Source organism: Methylobacterium sp. WCS2018Hpa-22 (assembly GCF_031843785.1).
Lineage (GTDB): Bacteria > Pseudomonadota > Alphaproteobacteria > Rhizobiales > Beijerinckiaceae > Methylobacterium.
The window spans coordinates 68175-85851 of the sequence record NZ_JAVTJA010000012.1 but is presented as its reverse complement, the minus strand read 5'-3'; the positions used below and the strand labels follow the sequence as shown (position 1 = coordinate 85851).

Sequence of the window (17677 nt, the reverse complement as noted above, 5' to 3'; positions counted from 1 at the left end):
CGTAACCTGGCAGAATGAGGAAACGTCCAGGGTCGGACCGATCCCACCGGCCCACGGCCATCGGCCTCGGCTTTCGACTGTCTGGGGATCGACGATGCGCCTGCGACTGAGGCTGGATGGACGCGCCCCCCGCCGGTGGCATCTCTGCCTTTTGCAACGGCTCGCAGCACTTCCCGGACTCGAGGTGGAGGTCGACCGCTCGCCAGGGCCTGGGGGCCTGCCGGACAACGCCGCGCTGCTGTTCCGCCTCGAAGCCCTGCTGAACCGGCTGTCACTCGGCGGTCTGTCCGCCCCCGTTCCGGGGAGCGCATTGGCTGCTTATCCCGAACCCACGGCGGCTGCGTCCTGCATCCTCGATCTCTGCGGCGATGCGGAGGGCGGCCCGGACCTTCCGGTCTGGCGCCTCGGCTTCGACGGGGTGGCGGGCGAGGGCGCGCTTCTCGCCGCGCTCCTCGCCGGCCGCTCCGCCGTGGCGGCCCTTTCCACGGATGGCAGGATCATCGCCTCCGGGCGCTTCGGCGCCGAGGATCGCGGCACCATACTCACGGCGTTCGAGGATGGGCTGATCCGCAGCATGACGCTCATCGTCGGCGCGCTGTCGGGCGCCCGGCCGCTTCTCCGGGACGGCGTCCCAGTGTCGCCCGAGGCGCCCGCCCTGACCGTGAAGACGATCGGCACCCGCGCCGCGAAAATGGCGGCGCGGCTCGTCGTCCGGCGTCTCTATTACCTCTGCTACCGCGCCCCGCACTGGCGCGTCGGCTGGCGCAGGTTGGCCGGCCCCGATCTCATCGATCTGCGCGCCCATCCCTCATCGGGCTGGCGCGACCTGGCGGATGACGGCCTGCGCTTCTACGCCGATCCCTTCGGCGTCGAGCACGAGGGCCGCACGATCCTCTTCGTCGAGGATTTCCCGCACGCGACGGGCAAGGCGCTGATCTCGGCGGTGGCCTTCGATGCGAACGGCCCGGTCGGAACGCCGGTCCCGGTGCTGGAGGAGCCGCATCACCTGTCCTACCCGTTCGTGTTCGAGCGCGAGGGGTCGTTCTGGATGATCCCGGAGAGCTGCGCCAACGGCACGGTCGACCTCTACCGCGCGACTGCTTTTCCCGGCGGATGGGTCAAGGAAGCGACGCTGATCAGCGGCATCACCGTCAGCGATCCGACCCTGCTGGAGCGGGACGGCCGCTGGTGGATGTTCGCGACGGTGCGCGATCAGGCCGCCGATGTCGGCGGAGGGACGGTTCTCGGCTCCTACCACGACAGCCTGCATCTCTGGTCTGCCCCGGATTTCCGTGGGCCCTGGACGCCGCACGCGCACAACCCGGTCCTCATCGATATCGCCTCGGCGCGGCCGGCGGGACGCATCGTCGAGCGGGATGGCGCCCTGATCCGCCCGGTCCAGGATTGCCGCCTGGGTTATGGCGAGGCCCTGGCGCTCGCACGGATCGACCGCCTCGACGACGAGGGTTATGCGCAGACCGTGGAGACGATCCTGCGGTCGGGCCCGCTCTTTCTCGGTACGCGTCTCCACACCCTCAACCGCACCTCGACCTTCGAATTCATCGACGGCTCGGCCCGCTCCCCCCGTTGGCGCAGGGGGCGATAGCCCGGCTCAGACGGTCTTGGTGCGCCCGATCGCCGGTCCTCGCGGCTTGGCGAAGGCCGTGCGCAGCAGGTGGAGGGCATGCAGGCCGTAACGGCCGACGCGGTTGCGCAGGCGCCGCAGGGTCCATACGGCGCCGCTGCCGATTGTGATCTGGCGGGCATAGAGGCTCGCCTGAAGGCATTGCCGGTCGGAGGTCTGCTTGATCGGGTCGGCGTAGAATTCGGCGATCTTGTCCTTGCCCATTCCCGGGGTGGCGAACCAGCGCGGCAGGTGCTCGGAGCAGAGCCGGTCGACATCGGTCAGCACCTTGCCGATCCCGGTCCCGGGGATCGGGCATGGGGTCAGGAAGGCGTCGCCGAGGAGAACGACCCCGTCGCGTTCCGCATCGGCCGCCTGGACGACATCGATGGGGCGCATCTCTACGGGGCCCGTGACGGTGAGGTCCGGGCAGAGGCGGGCGAGGCCGGGCATGGCCTGCCTCATCAGTGCCTCGGGCGATTTGCGGAACTCCTTCACCCAGGGATCGGAGAGTGCGCGATAGACGAAGAGATTGGCCCGCATCGTCGGGCCGATGGGAAAGAGCGTGACATAGGCCACCGCATTGTCCGCGCCCTCGCCGTAATAGGTGAGGGACTCGAAGCCGAAGGACGAGGGCGGGGCCGCCATGTCGAAGCCGAAGCACAGGGAGTGCTTCTCGCTGATCATGGTCCTGCCGATGCCGACCTTGCGCCGGAGCACGTCACCGAGCCCGGTGGCCAGAAGCACCAGCCGCGCGGTGCGCACGCTGCCATCGGCGAGGGTGACCGTCTGCCGTTCCGGGCCGGTCTCGATCTCCGCCACGCGCCCGATCACCAGGGGCGAGGAGGCGGGCAGGGCGCCGCGCAGGTCGTTGATGAGGGGCGTGTAATGGACGCCGTATTCGCGCACGGCATGGCGCGAGACCAGATGGCCGAAGCGCGTGACGCAAACCTCGTCCACCGGCGTCGTCACGGCCCGCGCCAGTTCGCCGAAGCCGAGCTTCTCGAACAGGTCCATCTGCGGCACGCCGAGCTTTTCCGCCCGGAAATCGGGGGGATAGACCGCGTGAGTGTCGATGATCGCCGTGTCGTACCCGGCTTTGGCGAGCGCGATGGTCGCGGTAGTTCCGGCGAGGCCCGCGCCGATGACGATGACGTCGTGGTGGATCTCAGACATTCAGAACCTCCCGCACGAGCCCGAATGGGCCACCTGTCCTCCGCCCTGTGTCCTCATCGTGCCATCCCGAGACGAAGGCGAGGCGCATGCGGAGCGGGACGACCCTTCACAGCAGGGGATATGCCGCCCGCTTCGTCCCGTTCAAGGTGCGCCGTCTCTCTAAAGAATCCGTGCGGTTGAAACCGCCATTTCGCGGGAGGCCATTCAGACCGCCACATGGAGTCAGGCCGGCAAGTCGAGCCGAGCGCGAAGACCATGGAAGGTCCCGCGATCGAGGCGGAGCGAGCCGCCATAGAGTTCTGCCAGTTCCGTAGTAATCGACAGGCCGAACCCGTGGCCGGGTACTGTCTCGTCCAGACGTTTGCCGCGCCCGAGGACCCCGGCAGCCGCATCCGCGTCGAGACCCGGCCCGTCATCCTCCACGGTGACGGTGACGCCTCGTTCGGAGAGAGAGGCGGCGATCCGAACTCGCGCCCGGCACCAGCGGCAGGCATTGTCGATGAGGTTGCCGAGCATTTCGTCGACATCCTGGCCGTCGCACGCCACGGCCATGCCATCCGGTACCTCCACGGCGAAGGCGATGCCCTTGTCGGCGTAGAGCCGCGCGAAGGTGGCCCGTAGATCGGCTATGGGCGCCTGCAGCGCCGTCCTCTCGCGGGTGGCCCCGCCGAGGGCCGCCGTGCGGGCGCGGCGCAGATGATGGCGGATCTGCCCATCCATGCCGGAGACGAGGGTCGCCAGCCGGCCGTCGGGGTCGCGCTCCCCATCCCGAAGCGCCATGGTCAGGGTCGCCAGGGGAGTTTTCAGTCCGTGGGCGAGGTTGGCCACATGGGTGCGCGCCCGTTCGAGATTCGCCGCGTTCTCGCCGAGAAGCGCGTTCACCTCGCGCACCAGGGGGCGGATCTCCGCCGGCTGCGCCTCCGGCACCTGTGCGCGCTTGCCCGCGCGAACCTCCGCGAGGTCTCGGCGCAGGCGTTCCAGCGGTCGCAGGCCCAGGCGCACCTGCGCGACGAGGCCGACGAGGAGGCAGAGGCCGAGCACGGCGAGGATCAGCGCCAGGGTAAGGCTCGCCTCCCGGACGGGGCCGCGCAGGGCCGCCATGGGCGCTGAGGCGACGATCGTCGCCGGGCCGATCCCCGCCGCATCCGGAAGGGTGAGAATGCGCAGGATCACCGGGTTGCCCCACGGGTCGACGGCGTCGGCCGGGCGGGGGCGGTCGCGGCGTCGACCCCCGCCATCCGGGCGGTCGTCTTCTGGAACGGTGAGGTCGCGGCCTTCCAGGGAGCCGGAGCGAAGGATCGCGTCGCCCTGCCGGACTTGCCAGGACCAGCCCGACCGGTCGCGGTCGAAGGGCGGGCCGTCGAGGTTGCGCCCGAGGGCGAGGCGGCCGTCGCGGCCCCGCTCGAGGCTCGATGCGATGGCGACGATCTGACTGTCGAGGCGGCTGTCGAGCTGGCCCCGCACGAAGCGGTGCAGGATGAAGCCGATGGCGATTCCCGCCACAACGAGGGCGACGGTGACGAGGACGAGGGCGGCAAGGATCAACCGCCGCTGCAGGGAGCCGCGATGCGGATGAGGCGGCCCGTGGCGAGGTCGCGGCGGGGTCATGGTGTCTCCCCCGGCAGGAGCTGGTAGCCGTGGCCGCGCACGCCCTCGATCCGGGCCGGCGCGATCTTGCGGCGCAGGCGCGTGATGATGACCTCCACCGAGTTCGAATCCACCTCCGCGTCGCCGTCATAGACCCGCTCGATCAGCTGGCCACGGGGCACGACCCCGTCCTTGCGCAGGATCAGGCAGGAGAGCACCCGCCATTCGAGGCCGGTCAGCTTCAGGGGCAGGCCATCCCGCTCGAACGTGCCGAGGCCGGCATCGTAAGTGAGAGGCCCGCAGACGATCCGGTTGGCCCCGTGCGCCGAGGCGCGGCGCACCAGGGCCCGCAGGCGGATGACGAGTTCCTCCACCCGGAACGGCTTCACGAGATAATCGTCCGCCCCCGCCTTGAAGCCCGCGACCTTGTCGCTCCAGCCGTCCCGCGCGGTGAGGATCAGCACCGGCACGGTCCGCCCGGCGGCCCGCCAGGCCTGGAGCACCGAGACGCCGTCGCGCTTGGGCAGGCCGAGATCGAGCACCACGGCGTCGTAGGTCTCCGTTTCGCCGAGATGCTGGCCGTCCTCGCCGTTGACCGCGTGGTCGAGGGCGAAATTCTCGGCGCGCAGGGCCTTGGCGATCTCGGCCGCGAGCGCCGCATCGTCCTCCACCAGAAGGAGTTTCATCGGAATCCGTATCCTTGGGGATGCAGGGGCAGCCCCGGCGCCTACGCGCCGCGCTTTAACCGGGGCTGAACCGCGCGGTTCAGATCGGGTTGGAGGGGCGAGCCTAGAACGGCGTCAACCCGAGAGGGGATCCGCTTTTCCAGGACATCGACACCATGACGACCGAGAAGACCATCGACGGAACCGCCACCGAGATGCCGAGCCCCGCCGCCCCGCGCCGCTCGCGCCGCGGCTGGATCGTCGGCGCCATCGCGGCTCCCCTCGCTTTCGGGGCCGTCGGCCTTTCCCTGGCGCAGAATTCCGGCGTGACCCTCACCCCCGTCGCGCCGGTCACCGTCGCACAACTCGCTCCTTCCGCCGCCATCGCGGCCAAGGGCGAGGTGGCGGAGATCTTCGGCAACAAGTTCATCCTGCAGGACGGCTCCGGCCGTGCCCTGGTCGAGACCGGCAAGCAGGGCGAGGGCGGCACCCTCGTCACCAAGGGTGAGGCAGTCACGGTGCAGGGCCGCTTCGAGAACGGCTTCCTCCACGCCACCCTCATCACCCGAGCCGATGGCAAGACGGTGGTGCTCGGTCCGGCGCGGGGCTCGAAGCCCGGTGGCCTCGACTGGGCGAAGGACAAGGTCGGCCTCGGCCCCGAGATCGATGCACCCGCGCTTACCGCTAAGGTCGAGGCGGCCGGCTATTCCGACATCCGCGTCACCGGGCGCGGTCCGCGCCACCTCGACATGGCGGCCAAGGGCCAGGACGGGCGCGAACGCCTGCTCCATGTCGGGTTCGACGGCGACATCCGCGAGAAGCGCAGCTTCTGACACCAGGTGCCGCCGCCGGTGGCTTCTTCCTCGCCGATGGAAGAAGGCCGCCGGGGTGAGCCGTTCCGTCCAGGATGGGTCGCCGGCCGCGAGCGTGCGGCTGCGTTCACGGAGATTTCAGGCGGCGGCCAGGAACCATCGTTTCGGCTCGCTACTTGCCGCTGCGATCGACGCAAGGTCGCGGCTCGCCGGCCATGGACGCGCGACGATCGATCCCCCCAACACGACATTCCCGCCAAGGATCGATCGGATGACGAGCCACACGGCCGCCGACCAGACTCGCGTGCGTGCCCCGTCGCAGCGGACGCTGCGCGGGCTCGACGCCCTCAACTTCTTCCTCGCCGATGTCCGCGACGGGCTCGGCCCCTATCTCGCCATCTACCTCATCGCCGTGCGCGGTCCCGACCAAGGCTGGGACGAGGCGACGACGGGAATGATCATGACGATCGCCGGCATCGCCGGACTGATCGCTCAGACGCCGGCCGGGGCTCTGATCGACCGGACCAACCACAAGCGCGCCATCGTCATTGCCGGGGCGCTGGCTGTCACGGCGAGCTGCCTGCTCCTTCCCTTCGTCACCAATTTCTATCTGGTGGCCGCGACCCAGTCCGTCGCCGGCATCGCCGGGGCTGTGTTCCCGCCGGCGCTCGCGGCGATCACCCTCGGCGTGGTGGGGCCGAAGATGTTCTCCAAGCGCATCGGCCGCAACGAGGGCTTCAACCATGCAGGCAACGCGGTCTCGGCCGCCATTGCCGGTTCGACGGCCTATTTCTTCGGACCCATCGTGGTGTTCTGGCTCATGGCCGTGCTCGCGGTCCTGAGCGTCGGCGCCATGCTGATGGTGCCGGCCAAGGACATCGACGACGATCTCGCGCGCGGCCTCGACGAATCGGCGGAGGAGGGCGGTGAGCAAACCTCCGGAATCCGGGCCTTGCTGCAGAACCGCACCCTGATGCTGTTCGCATTACTGGCGGCGATCTTCCACCTATCCAACGCGGCGATGCTGACCTCGGTGGGCCAGCTGCTGACCAAGCTGTCCGGCAAGGAGAGCGCTACCTCGCTCATTTCGGTCTGCATCGTGGCCGCACAGTTCGTCATGGTGCCGGTGGCGGTCTTCGTCGGCGCCAAGGCCGACGCGATCGGGCGCAAGCCAATCTTCCTCGTGGCCTTCGGCGTGCTCGCCATCCGGGGTGTGCTCTACACCTTCTCGGACAATCCGTTCTACCTCGTCGCCGTCCAGCTCCTCGACGGGATCGGAGCCGGCATCTACGGCGCGCTCTTCCCCATCGTCGTCGCCGACCTCACCCGAGGCACCGGACGGTTCAACGTCTCGCAGGGGGCCGTCGCGACGACACAGGGACTCGGCGCTTCGTTCTCGGCGACGCTGGCCGGTCTCATCATCGTGTCGGCGGGATATTCGACGGCGTTCCTTGTCCTGGCCGGCATCGCGGCGGCCGGGTTCGTCCTTTACCTCGTCGCCATGCCGGAGACCTACGGCTTCGAGCCGCCGAAAACCGCCTCGAAGCCACCGAGCGGCGGCGGGCCGGAGCCGATGGTGGTCTCCCCCGCCTGACGGGGCGACCGATCTCGAACGGGATCGGCAGCGCCGCTTCTTCCATCGGCGCATGGCCAGAGAAGGGCCTCCTCCGTACCAAGCTGGGGCTCGTCCGAAACGATCGGTACCGGCCCCGTGGCGCCGGTCTTCCGCCGCATACAGGATCTCGTCCGCCCATGTTCGCACTTCCCATGACGCCGCATCTGGTGATCTGGATCATCGCCGGACTGGCGACGCTCGGGGTCATTACCCGGCCTTTCGCCTGGCCGGAGGCGGTCTGGGCCGCGCTCGGCGCCGGGGCGCTGCTGGTGCTGGGCCTGATCTCGCCGGACGCGGCCTGGGACGGCGTGCGCAAGGGGACGGATGTCTACCTGTTTCTCGTCGGCATGATGCTGCTTGCCGAGATCGCCAGGAAGGAGGGGCTCTTCGACTGGCTCGCCGGCATCGCCGTGCGCCAAGCCAGAGGATCGGCGACGCGCCTGTTCCTCCTCGTCTACCTCGTCGGCATCGTGGTCACGGTTTTCCTCTCGAACGATGCCTGCGCCGTGGTGCTGACGCCGGCGGTCTATGCGGCGGCCAAGGCGGCGGAGGCCGAGCCTCTGCCCTACCTCTTCATCTGCGCCTTCATCGCCAACGCGGCGAGCTTCGTGCTGCCGATCTCGAACCCGGCCAACCTCGTCGTCTACGCTACGCATATGCCGCCGCTCATGGAATGGCTCGCCCGGTTCGCCCTGCCTTCGGCCCTGGCCATCGTCGCCACCTACATCGTTCTGCGCCTGACCCAGAACTCGGTCCTGCGGCGGCAATTGATTGCGAAGGACGTCGCGGCGACACCGCTCTCGGGCACAGGCAAAGTCGCCGGTCTCGGCATCGTCGCCACCGCCGGGGCGCTCATCGCCGCCTCGGCCTACGATCTCGAACTCGGCCTACCGACCTTCATCGCCGGGCTCGCCACGACGCTCCTCGTCCTTGCGATCAAGCGCGGCGGAGCCGTCGAGATCATTAAGGACGTGTCCTGGGGCGTACTGCCCCTGGTGGCCGGTCTGTTCGTTCTGGTCGAGGCCTTGGAGAAGACCGGCGTGCTGACCATGGTCGCCGATCATCTCAAGCGCGCGGCCGAGATCTCGCCGGATGCGGCCGCCTGGGGCGGCGGCACGCTCGTGGCGGTACTCTCCAATCTCGTCAACAACCTGCCGGCCGGCCTGATCGCGGGGGCGGCCGTGCAGCAGGCCGATGTCTCCGAGAAAGTCGCCGGGGCGATCCTCATCGGCATCGATCTCGGCCCCAACCTGTCGGTCACCGGATCCCTCGCCACCATCCTGTGGCTAACCGCCATCCGCCGCGAAGGCGAGAATGTTGGCTTCTGGCGCTTCCTCACGCTCGGCCTCCTGGTGATGCCTCCGGCCCTGATCCTGGCGCTGGCCGGCCTGCTCCTCCTGCCGTGATCTCCTCCGTTCGAAAACGCTCCGACCTGAGCCCGGCCCTGCTCCATCCCTTTGATCCTGGCCATCAAGCATTTTGGCGGGCTCGGAATGCGAGAGCACCGTGCGGGTAAGGCACGGATCGCGGGCGCCGTGCTGACGGTCGCCGGAATCGTTCTCATCGCGGCGTTCTGACGGGCCATCCACCGGGATTTGTCGGCGTTGCCCCTGCGGGTCATTGCCAGGGTTCGCTTTTTGGTCTCCGGACGTGCTATGCCCCGATAATCCCGCCTGAAGCCGGTCCCGTGCGAAGGGTGTGTGGATCACCCTCCCTTGCCGCCGATCGTGGGTTTTCCCATCCGCTGGCACCCGCCGAGATCGTCGATGTCACGCGCCGCGCGAGCGGGCGCGAGCGGCGAATTCGCCGATGCAGCCCTTGCCAGGGCCGGATGATGCGATCGAAGGATGGTACGCGGGGCGAGGGGAGCGAGGAAGGACGACGATGAGCGACGAAACTGACGCCCGGACCCGTTCCGAAGAGCGCGCCGAGCGCGCCGAACGGATGGCCAAGGAAGGCGCCGAGGCGATGGCGGAGCATCTGCAATCGGTGAAGGCCATCGACGAGCGCACCGTGAAGCTTCGCGCGCTTCGCCTCGCCAAGGAAGCCGCCGATGCCGAGGCGAAGGCCGCTGCTCCCGCGCCGGCCCCCAAGCGCAAGCGCTCCGCGAGCTGAGCCAGAGAGCCTCACCAGGAAACCGACCCATGGCATTCGATCGGACCCGTCGCGCCAGCGACCCCCGCCAGGCGGCGGAAGCCGCCTTCAAGGCCGCCACCACCAAGGCGCCCGACGCCCCCAAACCCGCCGAACGCGCCCCCGCCGCGCCGCTCAGCCCGCCCGGCGCCCGCGAGATGGTGTCCCTGCGCCTCGACAGAGCCGTGCTGGAGCATTTCCAGAAGGACGGCCCCGGCTGGCAGGACCGGATCAACGCTGCGCTGAAGGGTCTCGTCGGACTATAGAGGCCGACCGAACTCAGACGGTCCGGCCCGCCTTCGGCAGGCGCTTCTCTTCCTCGCCTATTCTCCCACGCCGAACAGCTTCTCCAGGAAATTCCGGTCGTCCTGGCTCGGCCCGCGGGCGCGCTGGTTGGCAGCGACGCGGGGCGGCGGGGCAGCGGATTGCGGCTCGCCGAGGAGGGCGCCGATAAGTCCCCCCGGCGCACTTCCGGTGGTGGCCGGAACCTCCGCGGGGGCGCGGTTTCGCCAATGGTTCGCGCCCGGCAACATCGTCGGAGTCTGGCCCTTGAGGGCCACCGTCATGTAGGTCTTCCAGATCTCGCCGGGCAGGTTACCGCCGGAGACCTTCTTGGTGGATTCCCCGTCGTCGTTGCCGAGCCAGACGCCGGTGACGAGGGTCGACGAGTAGCCGATGAACCAGGCATCGCGGAAATCCTGGCTGGTGCCGGTCTTTCCGGCGAGGTCCCATCCGGGAACTTCGGCCTTCCTCGCGGTGCCCGAGACGAAGGTCTCATGCATCATCGCGTTCATCATCGAGACGGTCTCGGCATTCATTACCCGGCCGAGATTGGTGTCTTTGCGCTGGTAGAGCGCCTTGCCCGTCGTGCTCTTCACGTTGGCGATGACGTAGGGGTTCACGCCGGTGCCGCCATTGGCGAAGGCGGCGTAGGCGCCCACCATTTCCAGCGGGGTCACTTCCGAGGTGCCGAGCGCCAGTGAGCCGTTGGCCTGTAGCGGCGAGGAGATACCGAGGCGCTGGGCCGCCTGGACCACGGCCTTCGGCCCGACTTCCTGGCCGAGGCGCACGGCCACGGTGTTGAGCGAGAGCGCCAGCGCCTCGCGCAAGGGGACCGGCCCGCGATAGTCGCGCGAATAGTTCTCCGGGTTCCAGCCCTTGATGCTGATCGGCGCGTCGTCGCGCACGGTGTCCGGGGTCAGGCCCCGCTCCACGGCGGCGAGATAGACGAAGGGCTTGAACGAGGAGCCCGGCTGGCGCTTGGCGGTGGTGGCCCGGTTGAACTGGCTCTGCGCATAGTCGCGCCCGCCGATGAGCGCCCGGATCGCACCGTCCGGCTTCATCGAGACCACGGCTCCTTGGGCGACGTTATAGCGCGAGCCCTTCTGGTTCAGCTCGTCCACGAGCGCCTTCTCGGCCGCGCTCTGGAGGCGGGTGTCGACGGTGGTGGTGACGACGATATCGGTGTCGAATTTGGGCAGGAAGTCGTCGAGGACGTCCATGACGAGATCGGCCACGTAATTGGCCGAGCCGCCGCCACGGCTGCTCGCCGGCCGCGCCGGAGTCGCCAGCGCCAGCTTCACCTCGGCGGGCTTGGCGAAGCCGAGTTCCTCCATGGCCGCGAGAACCTGGGCCGCACGCGCCTGGGCGGCGGGCAGGTTGCGGTTGGGGGCGAGGCGCGAGGGAGCCTGGACGAGGCCGCCGAGCATGGCGGCTTCTGCCAGCGTCACCGCCTTGGCGGGCTTGCCGAAATAGCGCTGGGCGGCGGCCTCGATGCCATAGGCGCCTGCGCCGAAATAGACCCGGTTCAGGTAGAGTTCGAGGATCTCGTCCTTGGTGTAGCGATGCTCCAGCCACAGGGCGAGGATCGCCTCCTGGATTTTTCGCGAGGCCGAGCGTTCCGGCGTCAGGAACAGGTTCTTGGCGAGCTGCTGCGTCAGGGTCGATCCGCCCTGCGAGACGCCGCGGCGGGTGACGTTCTGGGCCACGGCGCGGGCGATGCCCACCGGGTCGACGCCGAAATGGCTGTAGAAGCGCCGGTCCTCGATCGCCACGAAGGCGCGCGGCAGATAGGGCGGCAACTCGCCGATGCTCACCACTCGTCCGCCGGTCTCGCCGCGATTGGCCAGGAGCGAGCCGTCGCTGGCGAGGATGGCGATGTTGGGGGGGCGCTTCGGAACGGCGAGCTGGTCGATCGGCGGCAGTTGCGAGGCGTGGTAGGCGACCAGCCCCGCGATGGCGATGACGCCCCACAGGCCGAGCACGAGCGTGCCGTAGAAGAGACCGCCCAGGAACGAGCGCCGGCGCGGCTTCCGGGCCGGTGTCTTGGCCCGCGCCGAGGGGCGCCGGGGGCCTTCGCCCTGGCCGTTGCTGCTCGTCGCGCGTCTTCCCACACCGCCTCCGGCGCGATCGTCGCCGCTGAGCCGCAGGTCGAGGTCGCCCCGCCCACCGATGCGCCCTTCCGGCACGTCGAAGTTCGGCTCCTCCCGCCCGCGTCCCTTGCGTCCGTTCGCCATGCGTTTCGTCTGAACCTGTGAGCATCCCGCGATCCGAGAGGCTCAGGTACCGCATGGTAAATACGGCGGGTTTAAGGGTTCCTAACCCGGATCATTTTACGGATTCTCCACCATAGGAAAATCTTATCACCTTCCTATAGCGTTCCCAGGGCGTCCGAGAAGCTTTGCGGCATTCGGTCGGGCACACTTCGGAGAAGCGACGATGAGCCTGCGACTGCCCGGGGCGTGAACCTCGCTGGTGCTGCTGCCGTTCGTACGGCCGACGACGCTCGACCTGTCGTCCTTCGTGGCGTCACCGCCGCGTGATCCAGGCTTATATCAAGTGCCGATGAGCCCACCTCATCGAGACGCGACCACGCGGCGGCCGGCCAGCGGGCCGTGGTGAGTACGGCCATGGGGCGGGCTCACCGAGGTAAAGGTTTGGCATGAGAGAATCTGTCCCACCGCGCATCGGTCGAGGCGGCATTGGTCGCCACATCACGATGCGCGCCAAGCATCTGAACGGTGCCGCCTTTTCAAAGCGGGGGTGGTTCTGCCCGGTTGCTGCCTCACGAATCCGTGTTTGCGTGTGCGAATGGCGTCAATGCTCCGTTCATGCTTGAAGGGCCATGACGCATCTCGTGAGCTTCACGGAGGAAAACGATGCGAACGAGTTCAAAACTGGTTCTCCTGGCCGTCGCTGCCGTCGCGGGCTTCGCCTCGGCAGCCCAGGCTGCGCCATTGCCGCCGTCATCAGTCCAGCTCGAGCAGCCTGCTCTTGTCGAGAAGGCGCAGTTCTACAGCCGCGAAGGGTACCAGCGCTATCGGTACCGGAAGCAGGTTCGGCGCGAATGGGCGCGTGAACGGCGTTACGACGCCCACCTGCGCCGGCAGGAACACAATTATCGTCGGCGAGCCTATCGCTACGGTTACTAGAATTAGCGTCACGCTCCGACGATAATTCACTCCCCGAATTGGTCCCGCCCGGTGTAAGCCGTGGCGGGATCTTTCGTTTGTATGGGTTCTCCTCGAGAGCGACTGTCCTCAGTACGGCAAGGAAGAGCCGATTCTAGGCTTGCACAGATCAAGCGTATAAACCAGTTTGGTTGCGCTTGTTGGTGGAGGATGCCATGTTTTATAAATTCTTTGCCATTGCAATTGCAGGCTTTTGCGCAATTCTAGGCTCTTATCCCGAAGCATCCAAAGCCGAAGACAATGAATTTGGGCCGACCATACAGCAAAAATATCTCGGTACCTTGGCCAGGTATGTTTATATAAGACATCAATCTGCGAGAAGAATGTACATATCTAACTCGGACGTGATTGTTGTCGTCAACTTCATTGTCGGAAGGGACGGGAACGTCGTGGAATCAAATGTCGTCAACTCATCTGGGTCGCCCGATTTCGACAGGATGGCTTTGTTGACTGTAAAAACGGGTTCAAGATTTCCACCGTTTCCAAAAGAAGTAAAAGCGAACTCATTAAAAGTAACGGTGCCGCTGAAATATGCACGTAATGTCTTTAACTGATGTTCGTTCAAAAAATTCCACAGCCTTCCTGTTACACGGTTCCGTTTGCCGTGAGTTTAGACCGACCCCCGCGAGACAGGTGACTTATCCGCCGCTGATCGAGATGGCGACGCCGGGCTGTTCATCGTGAAGCGCCATTGCCGATATCCGTTTTCGCACCGACTGCCATAGACCCGTTTGAGGGCTTCCGAGCGAACACCGCCGCTTGCGTCTTCGCGGCGCGCCTCGCGCTCTGCCGCTGGACCGGACCGGCTCGGCCCGCTCCGAGCTCGAGCTCCAACGAAATCGAGCGCGATGACTTCGGCGGTCTCACTTCGGGAGGTTCCCAAACCCGGGTTCTGCGAAGGATTCTATGGGTGCGGTTTGTAGGATCCTCAATAACCTCGCGGCGCAAAGGTGACGAGGCGAGAGCGTATTTTCCGAAACGATCGGTTTCCATCGTTTCTGTTTCATCGAGAGCAGAGATGCTCGATAACCCATTCGAGGCGGACATGCCGGCATTCTTCAAGACCCGGCGCCGGGAGCGAGCGTATAGCCCGACCGATCTGGTGGACCGGCGGGAACGGTGCTGCGGATCGGATGCCTGCCTCGCAAACCGCAAGAGACGTCAATCGGATTAAGCAGAAGGGAAACGGGCGATGAGCTGGCACAGTGCGGACGACCCGGTTCCGGGCGATCACTTTTCCTGCGATGCGATCAAGACCCTGATCGTCCCTCGTTCGCGGGATCTCGGCTCGTTCTCCGTCCGGCGGGCTCTGCCGTCGACGGAGTGCCGGATGGTCGGCCCGTTCATCTTCTTCGACCAGATGGGGCCGTCCGAGTTCCTCCTCGGCCAGGGCATGGACGTGCGGCCCCATCCGCATATCGGCCTCTCCACCGTCACCTACCTGTTCGACGGCGAGATCATGCACCGGGACAGCCTGGGCACCGAACTGCCGATCCGTCCGGGCGAGCTCAACTGGATGACGGCCGGTCGCGGCATCACCCATTCGGAGCGGACCGGCGCCGGGCTGCGCCGGACCGGCTCGAAGCTGTTCGGCATCCAGGCTTGGGTCGCGCTCAGCGACAAGGACGAGGAGACCGCCCCCGCCTTCGAACATTACGATGCGGATGCGCTGCCGGTCCTCACCGGCGAGGGCAAGATCGTCCGGCTGATCGCCGGCGAGGCCTTCGGCGCCAGATCGCCCGTGCGGACCTCGAGCCCGATGGTCTATGCCGACGTGATGCTGGAGGCGGGCGCCGTGCTGCCCCTCGACCCGACCTATGACGAGCGCGCGATCTACACCGTCTCCGGCGACATCGACATTGCCGGCGACGGGTTCGGCCCCGGCCAGCTCCTCGTCTTCAATCCCGGCGACCGCATCAGCGTGCGTGCCACCGAGGCCGCACGCTTCATGGTCCTGGGCGGCGAGCCCATGGACGGGCCGCGCCATCTCTGGTGGAACTTCGTCTCCTCGCGCCCCGAGCGGATCGAGCAGGCCAAGGAGGATTGGCGCCAGGCCCGTTTCGATACCGTGCCCGGCGAATCCGAGTTCATCCCTTTGCCGGAATCACCCCCGCCCGTGCGCTACCCCTGATGCGTGAAGACGGGGCGGGGCCGATGGGGCCTCGCCCGCGAATCCCCTCCGAGAGGACATATCGACGTCATGGCAGTTGAAGCATCCGGTGCCGCGAGCGAACTCGTTCAGGTCGTGGCGCTTCTCGCCGCCGGCGTCGTCGCGGTGCCCGTGTTCAAGCGGATCGGCCTCGGCTCCGTCCTCGGCTACCTCGTGGCGGGGCTCGCCATCGGCCCGTTCGGCCTCGGCCTGTTCTCGGATGCGCACGCCATCCTGCATGTGGCCGAACTCGGCGTGGTGATGTTCCTGTTCATCATCGGGCTGGAGATGGAGCCGTCGCGGCTCTGGGGCATGCGGCGCGAGATCTTCGGCCTCGGCCTCGCCCAGGTCGGCGTCTGCATCGTTGCGCTCATGCTCGTCGGCATCGCCATGGGGTTCTCGCCTGCGATCTCCTTTGTGGCCGGCACCGGCTTCGTCCTCACCTCCACCGCCATCGTCATGCAGCTTCTCGAAGAGCGCGGGTCGCTCTCGACGCCGAAGGGACAGCGCATCGTGGCGATCCTCCTGCTCGAGGACCTCGCCATCGTGCCGCTCCTCGCCATCGTGGCACTTCTGGCCCCCGGCGGGCAGGCGACCGGCACGATGGACCGCGTCTATGGCATCGGTATCGCCCTTGGGTCCGTGGCCGCCCTGGTGGCGGCCGGGCGCTGGCTGCTCAACCCGCTGTTCCGCCTGCTGGCCGCGGCCAAGGCCCGCGAGGTGATGACGGCGGCGGCCCTCCTCGTCGTGCTCGGCTCGGCTCTGGCCATGCAGCTCGGCGGGCTGTCCATGGCCATGGGTGCGTTCCTGGCGGGCGTCCTGCTCTCGGAATCGAGCTTCCGACACCAGCTCGAGGCCGATATCGAGCCGTTCCGGGGCATCCTGCTCGGCCTGTTCTTCCTCGGCGTGGGCATGTCCCTCGACCTCACGGTCATCGCCGCGAATGGGGCGCTCATCCTCATGGGCGTCGCCGCCTACATGGTGGTGAAAAGCGTCGTCATCTACGCCATCGCCCGTCTCCTGCGCGCTTCGCATCCCGAGGCAATGGAGCGTGCGGCCCTGATGGCCCAGGGCGGCGAGTTCGCCTTCGTGCTCTATGCCGCCGCCGCGAGCGCGGGCATCATCGACGGCACCACCAACGCCATCCTTACGGCGACGATCATCCTGTCCATGGCCGTCACGCCGCTGATGGTGATCGCCTTCGACCGCTTCGGTCCCAAGGCCTCGGTCTCGACGGAGGGCGTCGAGGTGCCGGAAAATCTCGTGGGCAGCGCCCTCATCATCGGGTTCGGCCGATTCGGGCAGGTGGTGAGCCAACCGCTGATCTCGCGCGGCTGCTCGGTCTCGATCATCGACACCAACCCCGCCTATATCCGCGTCGCCGAACAATTCGGCTTCAAGGTCTATTACGGCGACGGTACGCGCCTCGACATCCTGCACGCGGCCGGGGCCGCCACGGCACGGGCGATCCTGATCTGCATCGACGACCGCGAGGCCGCGCGGCGGATCGCCGAACTGGCGAGGGCCGAGTTCCCCCTCGTTCCCGTTCTTGCCCGCGCCCGCGACCGCGAGCACGCGATCGAGCTCATCCATGCCGGAGTCGCCTACCAGCTTCGCGAGACGCTCGAATCGGCCCTGGCCTTCGGCGAGCAGGCACTCCTGGCCATCGGTGACGAGCCGGATTCCGCCAGCGCGGTCATGGCCGAAGTCCGCCGCCGCGACGCCGAGCGGCTCGATATGGAGACCGTGGGCGGGATCTATGCCGGGCGCGACTTGATCCGTGGGAATGCGGTGGAGGCTTGAGGCGTAGGGTCTCACACCTCGGGCGGTGCGCCGGGATTGCCCTCGTGGCGGTCCCGCTGCGCCGCCGCGCGGGCGAGGAGCAGCAGCGTCACCGGGGTCGTCACGGTGAGGAACACGCCGATCAGGGCGTCACGCAGGACGAGGCGGCCCTCGATCAGGGACAGGAGCAGCATCGAGCTCATGAGGATAAGCGCCATGCCCAGCGTCGCGCCCAGGGTGGGGGCATGGACGCGCTCGTAGAACGTACGGAGGCGGATGAGGCCGAAGGCGCCGGTGAGCGAGAAACCCGCTCCGACGATCGCCAGCGCCACCACCAGCCACGCGGCCCAGACTGGAAGTTCAGCGTCGTTCACTGGATCACCTCGCCCTGCATCAGGAACTTCGCCAGCGCCACGGTGGCGGTGAAGCCGATCATGCCGAGGATCAGGGCGGCCTCGAAATAGAGGCCGCTGCCGGTGCGCATGCCGTGGACCACCACCGCCAGCATGCCGTTGAGGTAGAGGGTGTCGAGACCGAGGATCCGGTCCTGGGCGCGGGGGCCGCGCAGCATCCGCCATGCGGCGAGCGCCATGGCGAGAACCAGCATCCCCTGGGCGAAGCCGAGGCCCCAGTCGAGAACGGTGTTGGCGCTCATGGGAAGAAC

Annotated in this window: 16 protein-coding genes; 10 read left to right on the top strand and 6 right to left on the bottom strand. The window is 67.6% G+C overall.

Annotated features, from left to right (window positions below):
* Positions 1-94 precede the first annotated feature (94 nt).
* Positions 95-1606, top strand: coding sequence for a formyl transferase (locus tag RQI43_RS16740; RefSeq protein WP_311275878.1), 1512 nt, complete (start codon positions 95-97; stop codon positions 1604-1606).
* A 6-nt stretch (positions 1607-1612) separates the two neighbouring features.
* Here RQI43_RS16740 and RQI43_RS16735 read toward each other — a convergent pair whose 3' ends face one another.
* The 3 genes from RQI43_RS16735 to RQI43_RS16725 all read right to left on the bottom strand — a co-directional run bounded on the left by RQI43_RS16735 (position 1613) and on the right by RQI43_RS16725 (position 5073).
* Entirely contained in the window at positions 1613-2800 is a 1188-nt protein-coding gene (locus tag RQI43_RS16735) for an NAD(P)/FAD-dependent oxidoreductase (RefSeq protein WP_311275877.1), read from the bottom strand.
* 222 nt (positions 2801-3022) lie between these two features.
* Positions 3023-4408 (bottom strand): ATP-binding protein, encoded by a 1386-nt coding sequence (locus tag RQI43_RS16730; RefSeq protein WP_311275876.1) that lies wholly within the window; start codon positions 4406-4408, stop codon positions 3023-3025.
* Complete coding sequence (locus RQI43_RS16725) at positions 4405-5073, bottom strand: response regulator transcription factor (RefSeq protein WP_311275875.1); 669 nt, start codon at positions 5071-5073, stop codon at positions 4405-4407. The genes RQI43_RS16730 and RQI43_RS16725 overlap by 4 nt, the downstream gene beginning before the upstream one ends.
* Before the next feature lie 155 nt (positions 5074-5228).
* Between RQI43_RS16725 and RQI43_RS16720 the strand changes: the two genes are divergently transcribed.
* The 5 genes from RQI43_RS16720 (at position 5229) to RQI43_RS16700 (ending at position 9878) form a co-directional block, all read left to right on the top strand.
* Entirely contained in the window at positions 5229-5885 is a 657-nt protein-coding gene (locus RQI43_RS16720; protein WP_311275874.1) for a DNA-binding protein, read from the top strand.
* Between the two features lie 250 nt (positions 5886-6135).
* Positions 6136-7458: an MFS transporter gene (locus RQI43_RS16715; protein ID WP_056427922.1), complete on the top strand. Its 1323-nt coding sequence runs from the start codon at positions 6136-6138 to the stop codon at positions 7456-7458.
* A 158-nt stretch (positions 7459-7616) separates the two neighbouring features.
* Positions 7617-8885, top strand: a complete 1269-nt coding sequence (locus RQI43_RS16710; RefSeq protein ID WP_056427918.1) for an arsenic transporter — start codon at positions 7617-7619, stop codon at positions 8883-8885.
* A 478-nt stretch (positions 8886-9363) separates the two neighbouring features.
* Positions 9364-9594 carry a hypothetical protein gene (locus RQI43_RS16705; RefSeq protein ID WP_056427912.1) on the top strand — a complete coding sequence of 77 codons (231 nt, stop codon included), beginning with the start codon at positions 9364-9366 and terminating at the stop codon, positions 9592-9594.
* A gap of 29 nt (positions 9595-9623) precedes the next feature.
* Positions 9624-9878, top strand: coding sequence for a BrnA antitoxin family protein (locus RQI43_RS16700; protein WP_311275873.1), 255 nt, complete (start codon positions 9624-9626; stop codon positions 9876-9878).
* Positions 9879-9935: 57 nt separating this feature from the next.
* Here RQI43_RS16700 and RQI43_RS16695 read toward each other — a convergent pair whose 3' ends face one another.
* Positions 9936-12128, bottom strand: coding sequence for a PBP1A family penicillin-binding protein (locus RQI43_RS16695; protein ID WP_311275872.1), 2193 nt, complete (start codon positions 12126-12128; stop codon positions 9936-9938).
* Positions 12129-12770: 642 nt separating this feature from the next.
* On the opposite strand from RQI43_RS16695, the gene RQI43_RS16690 reads away from it, so the two are divergent.
* The 4 genes from RQI43_RS16690 to RQI43_RS16675 all read left to right on the top strand — a co-directional run bounded on the left by RQI43_RS16690 (position 12771) and on the right by RQI43_RS16675 (position 17034).
* Positions 12771-13043, top strand: coding sequence for a hypothetical protein (locus RQI43_RS16690; RefSeq protein WP_082470426.1), 273 nt, complete (start codon positions 12771-12773; stop codon positions 13041-13043).
* A 194-nt stretch (positions 13044-13237) separates the two neighbouring features.
* Positions 13238-13636, top strand: a complete 399-nt coding sequence (locus RQI43_RS16685) for an energy transducer TonB (protein ID WP_082470428.1) — start codon at positions 13238-13240, stop codon at positions 13634-13636.
* 638 nt (positions 13637-14274) lie between these two features.
* Entirely contained in the window at positions 14275-15213 is a 939-nt protein-coding gene (locus RQI43_RS16680) for a pirin family protein (RefSeq protein WP_056427903.1), read from the top strand.
* Between the two features lie 69 nt (positions 15214-15282).
* Positions 15283-17034, top strand: a complete 1752-nt coding sequence (locus tag RQI43_RS16675) for a monovalent cation:proton antiporter-2 (CPA2) family protein (RefSeq protein WP_056427899.1) — start codon at positions 15283-15285, stop codon at positions 17032-17034.
* Between the two features lie 11 nt (positions 17035-17045).
* Here RQI43_RS16675 and mnhG read toward each other — a convergent pair whose 3' ends face one another.
* Together mnhG and RQI43_RS16665 are read right to left on the bottom strand one after the other, a co-directional pair.
* Positions 17046-17387: a monovalent cation/H(+) antiporter subunit G gene (gene mnhG, locus RQI43_RS16670; RefSeq protein ID WP_056427896.1), complete on the bottom strand. Its 342-nt coding sequence runs from the start codon at positions 17385-17387 to the stop codon at positions 17046-17048.
* Positions 17384-17668 (bottom strand): K+/H+ antiporter subunit F, encoded by a 285-nt coding sequence (locus tag RQI43_RS16665; protein ID WP_018041825.1) that lies wholly within the window; start codon positions 17666-17668, stop codon positions 17384-17386. Before RQI43_RS16665 ends, mnhG begins: the two co-directional genes overlap by 4 nt.
* Positions 17669-17677 lie beyond the last annotated feature (9 nt).

Coding starts and splice junctions, on each gene's coding strand:
- RQI43_RS16705 (WP_056427912.1), top strand. CDS start 9,364: ATGAGCGACGAAACTGACGCCCGGACCCGTTCCGAAGAGCGCGCCGAG.
- RQI43_RS16700 (WP_311275873.1), top strand. CDS start 9,624: ATGGCATTCGATCGGACCCGTCGCGCCAGCGACCCCCGCCAGGCGGCG.
- RQI43_RS16720 (WP_311275874.1), top strand. CDS start 5,229: ATGACGACCGAGAAGACCATCGACGGAACCGCCACCGAGATGCCGAGC.
- RQI43_RS16740 (WP_311275878.1), top strand. CDS start 95: ATGCGCCTGCGACTGAGGCTGGATGGACGCGCCCCCCGCCGGTGGCAT.
- RQI43_RS16695 (WP_311275872.1), bottom strand. CDS start 12,128: ATGGCGAACGGACGCAAGGGACGCGGGCGGGAGGAGCCGAACTTCGAC.
- RQI43_RS16690 (WP_082470426.1), top strand. CDS start 12,771: ATGCGAACGAGTTCAAAACTGGTTCTCCTGGCCGTCGCTGCCGTCGCG.
- RQI43_RS16725 (WP_311275875.1), bottom strand. CDS start 5,073: ATGAAACTCCTTCTGGTGGAGGACGATGCGGCGCTCGCGGCCGAGATC.
- RQI43_RS16675 (WP_056427899.1), top strand. CDS start 15,283: ATGGCAGTTGAAGCATCCGGTGCCGCGAGCGAACTCGTTCAGGTCGTG.
- RQI43_RS16665 (WP_018041825.1), bottom strand. CDS start 17,668: ATGAGCGCCAACACCGTTCTCGACTGGGGCCTCGGCTTCGCCCAGGGG.
- RQI43_RS16735 (WP_311275877.1), bottom strand. CDS start 2,800: ATGTCTGAGATCCACCACGACGTCATCGTCATCGGCGCGGGCCTCGCC.
- RQI43_RS16715 (WP_056427922.1), top strand. CDS start 6,136: ATGACGAGCCACACGGCCGCCGACCAGACTCGCGTGCGTGCCCCGTCG.
- RQI43_RS16680 (WP_056427903.1), top strand. CDS start 14,275: ATGAGCTGGCACAGTGCGGACGACCCGGTTCCGGGCGATCACTTTTCC.
- RQI43_RS16685 (WP_082470428.1), top strand. CDS start 13,238: ATGTTTTATAAATTCTTTGCCATTGCAATTGCAGGCTTTTGCGCAATT.
- RQI43_RS16730 (WP_311275876.1), bottom strand. CDS start 4,408: ATGACCCCGCCGCGACCTCGCCACGGGCCGCCTCATCCGCATCGCGGC.
- RQI43_RS16710 (WP_056427918.1), top strand. CDS start 7,617: ATGTTCGCACTTCCCATGACGCCGCATCTGGTGATCTGGATCATCGCC.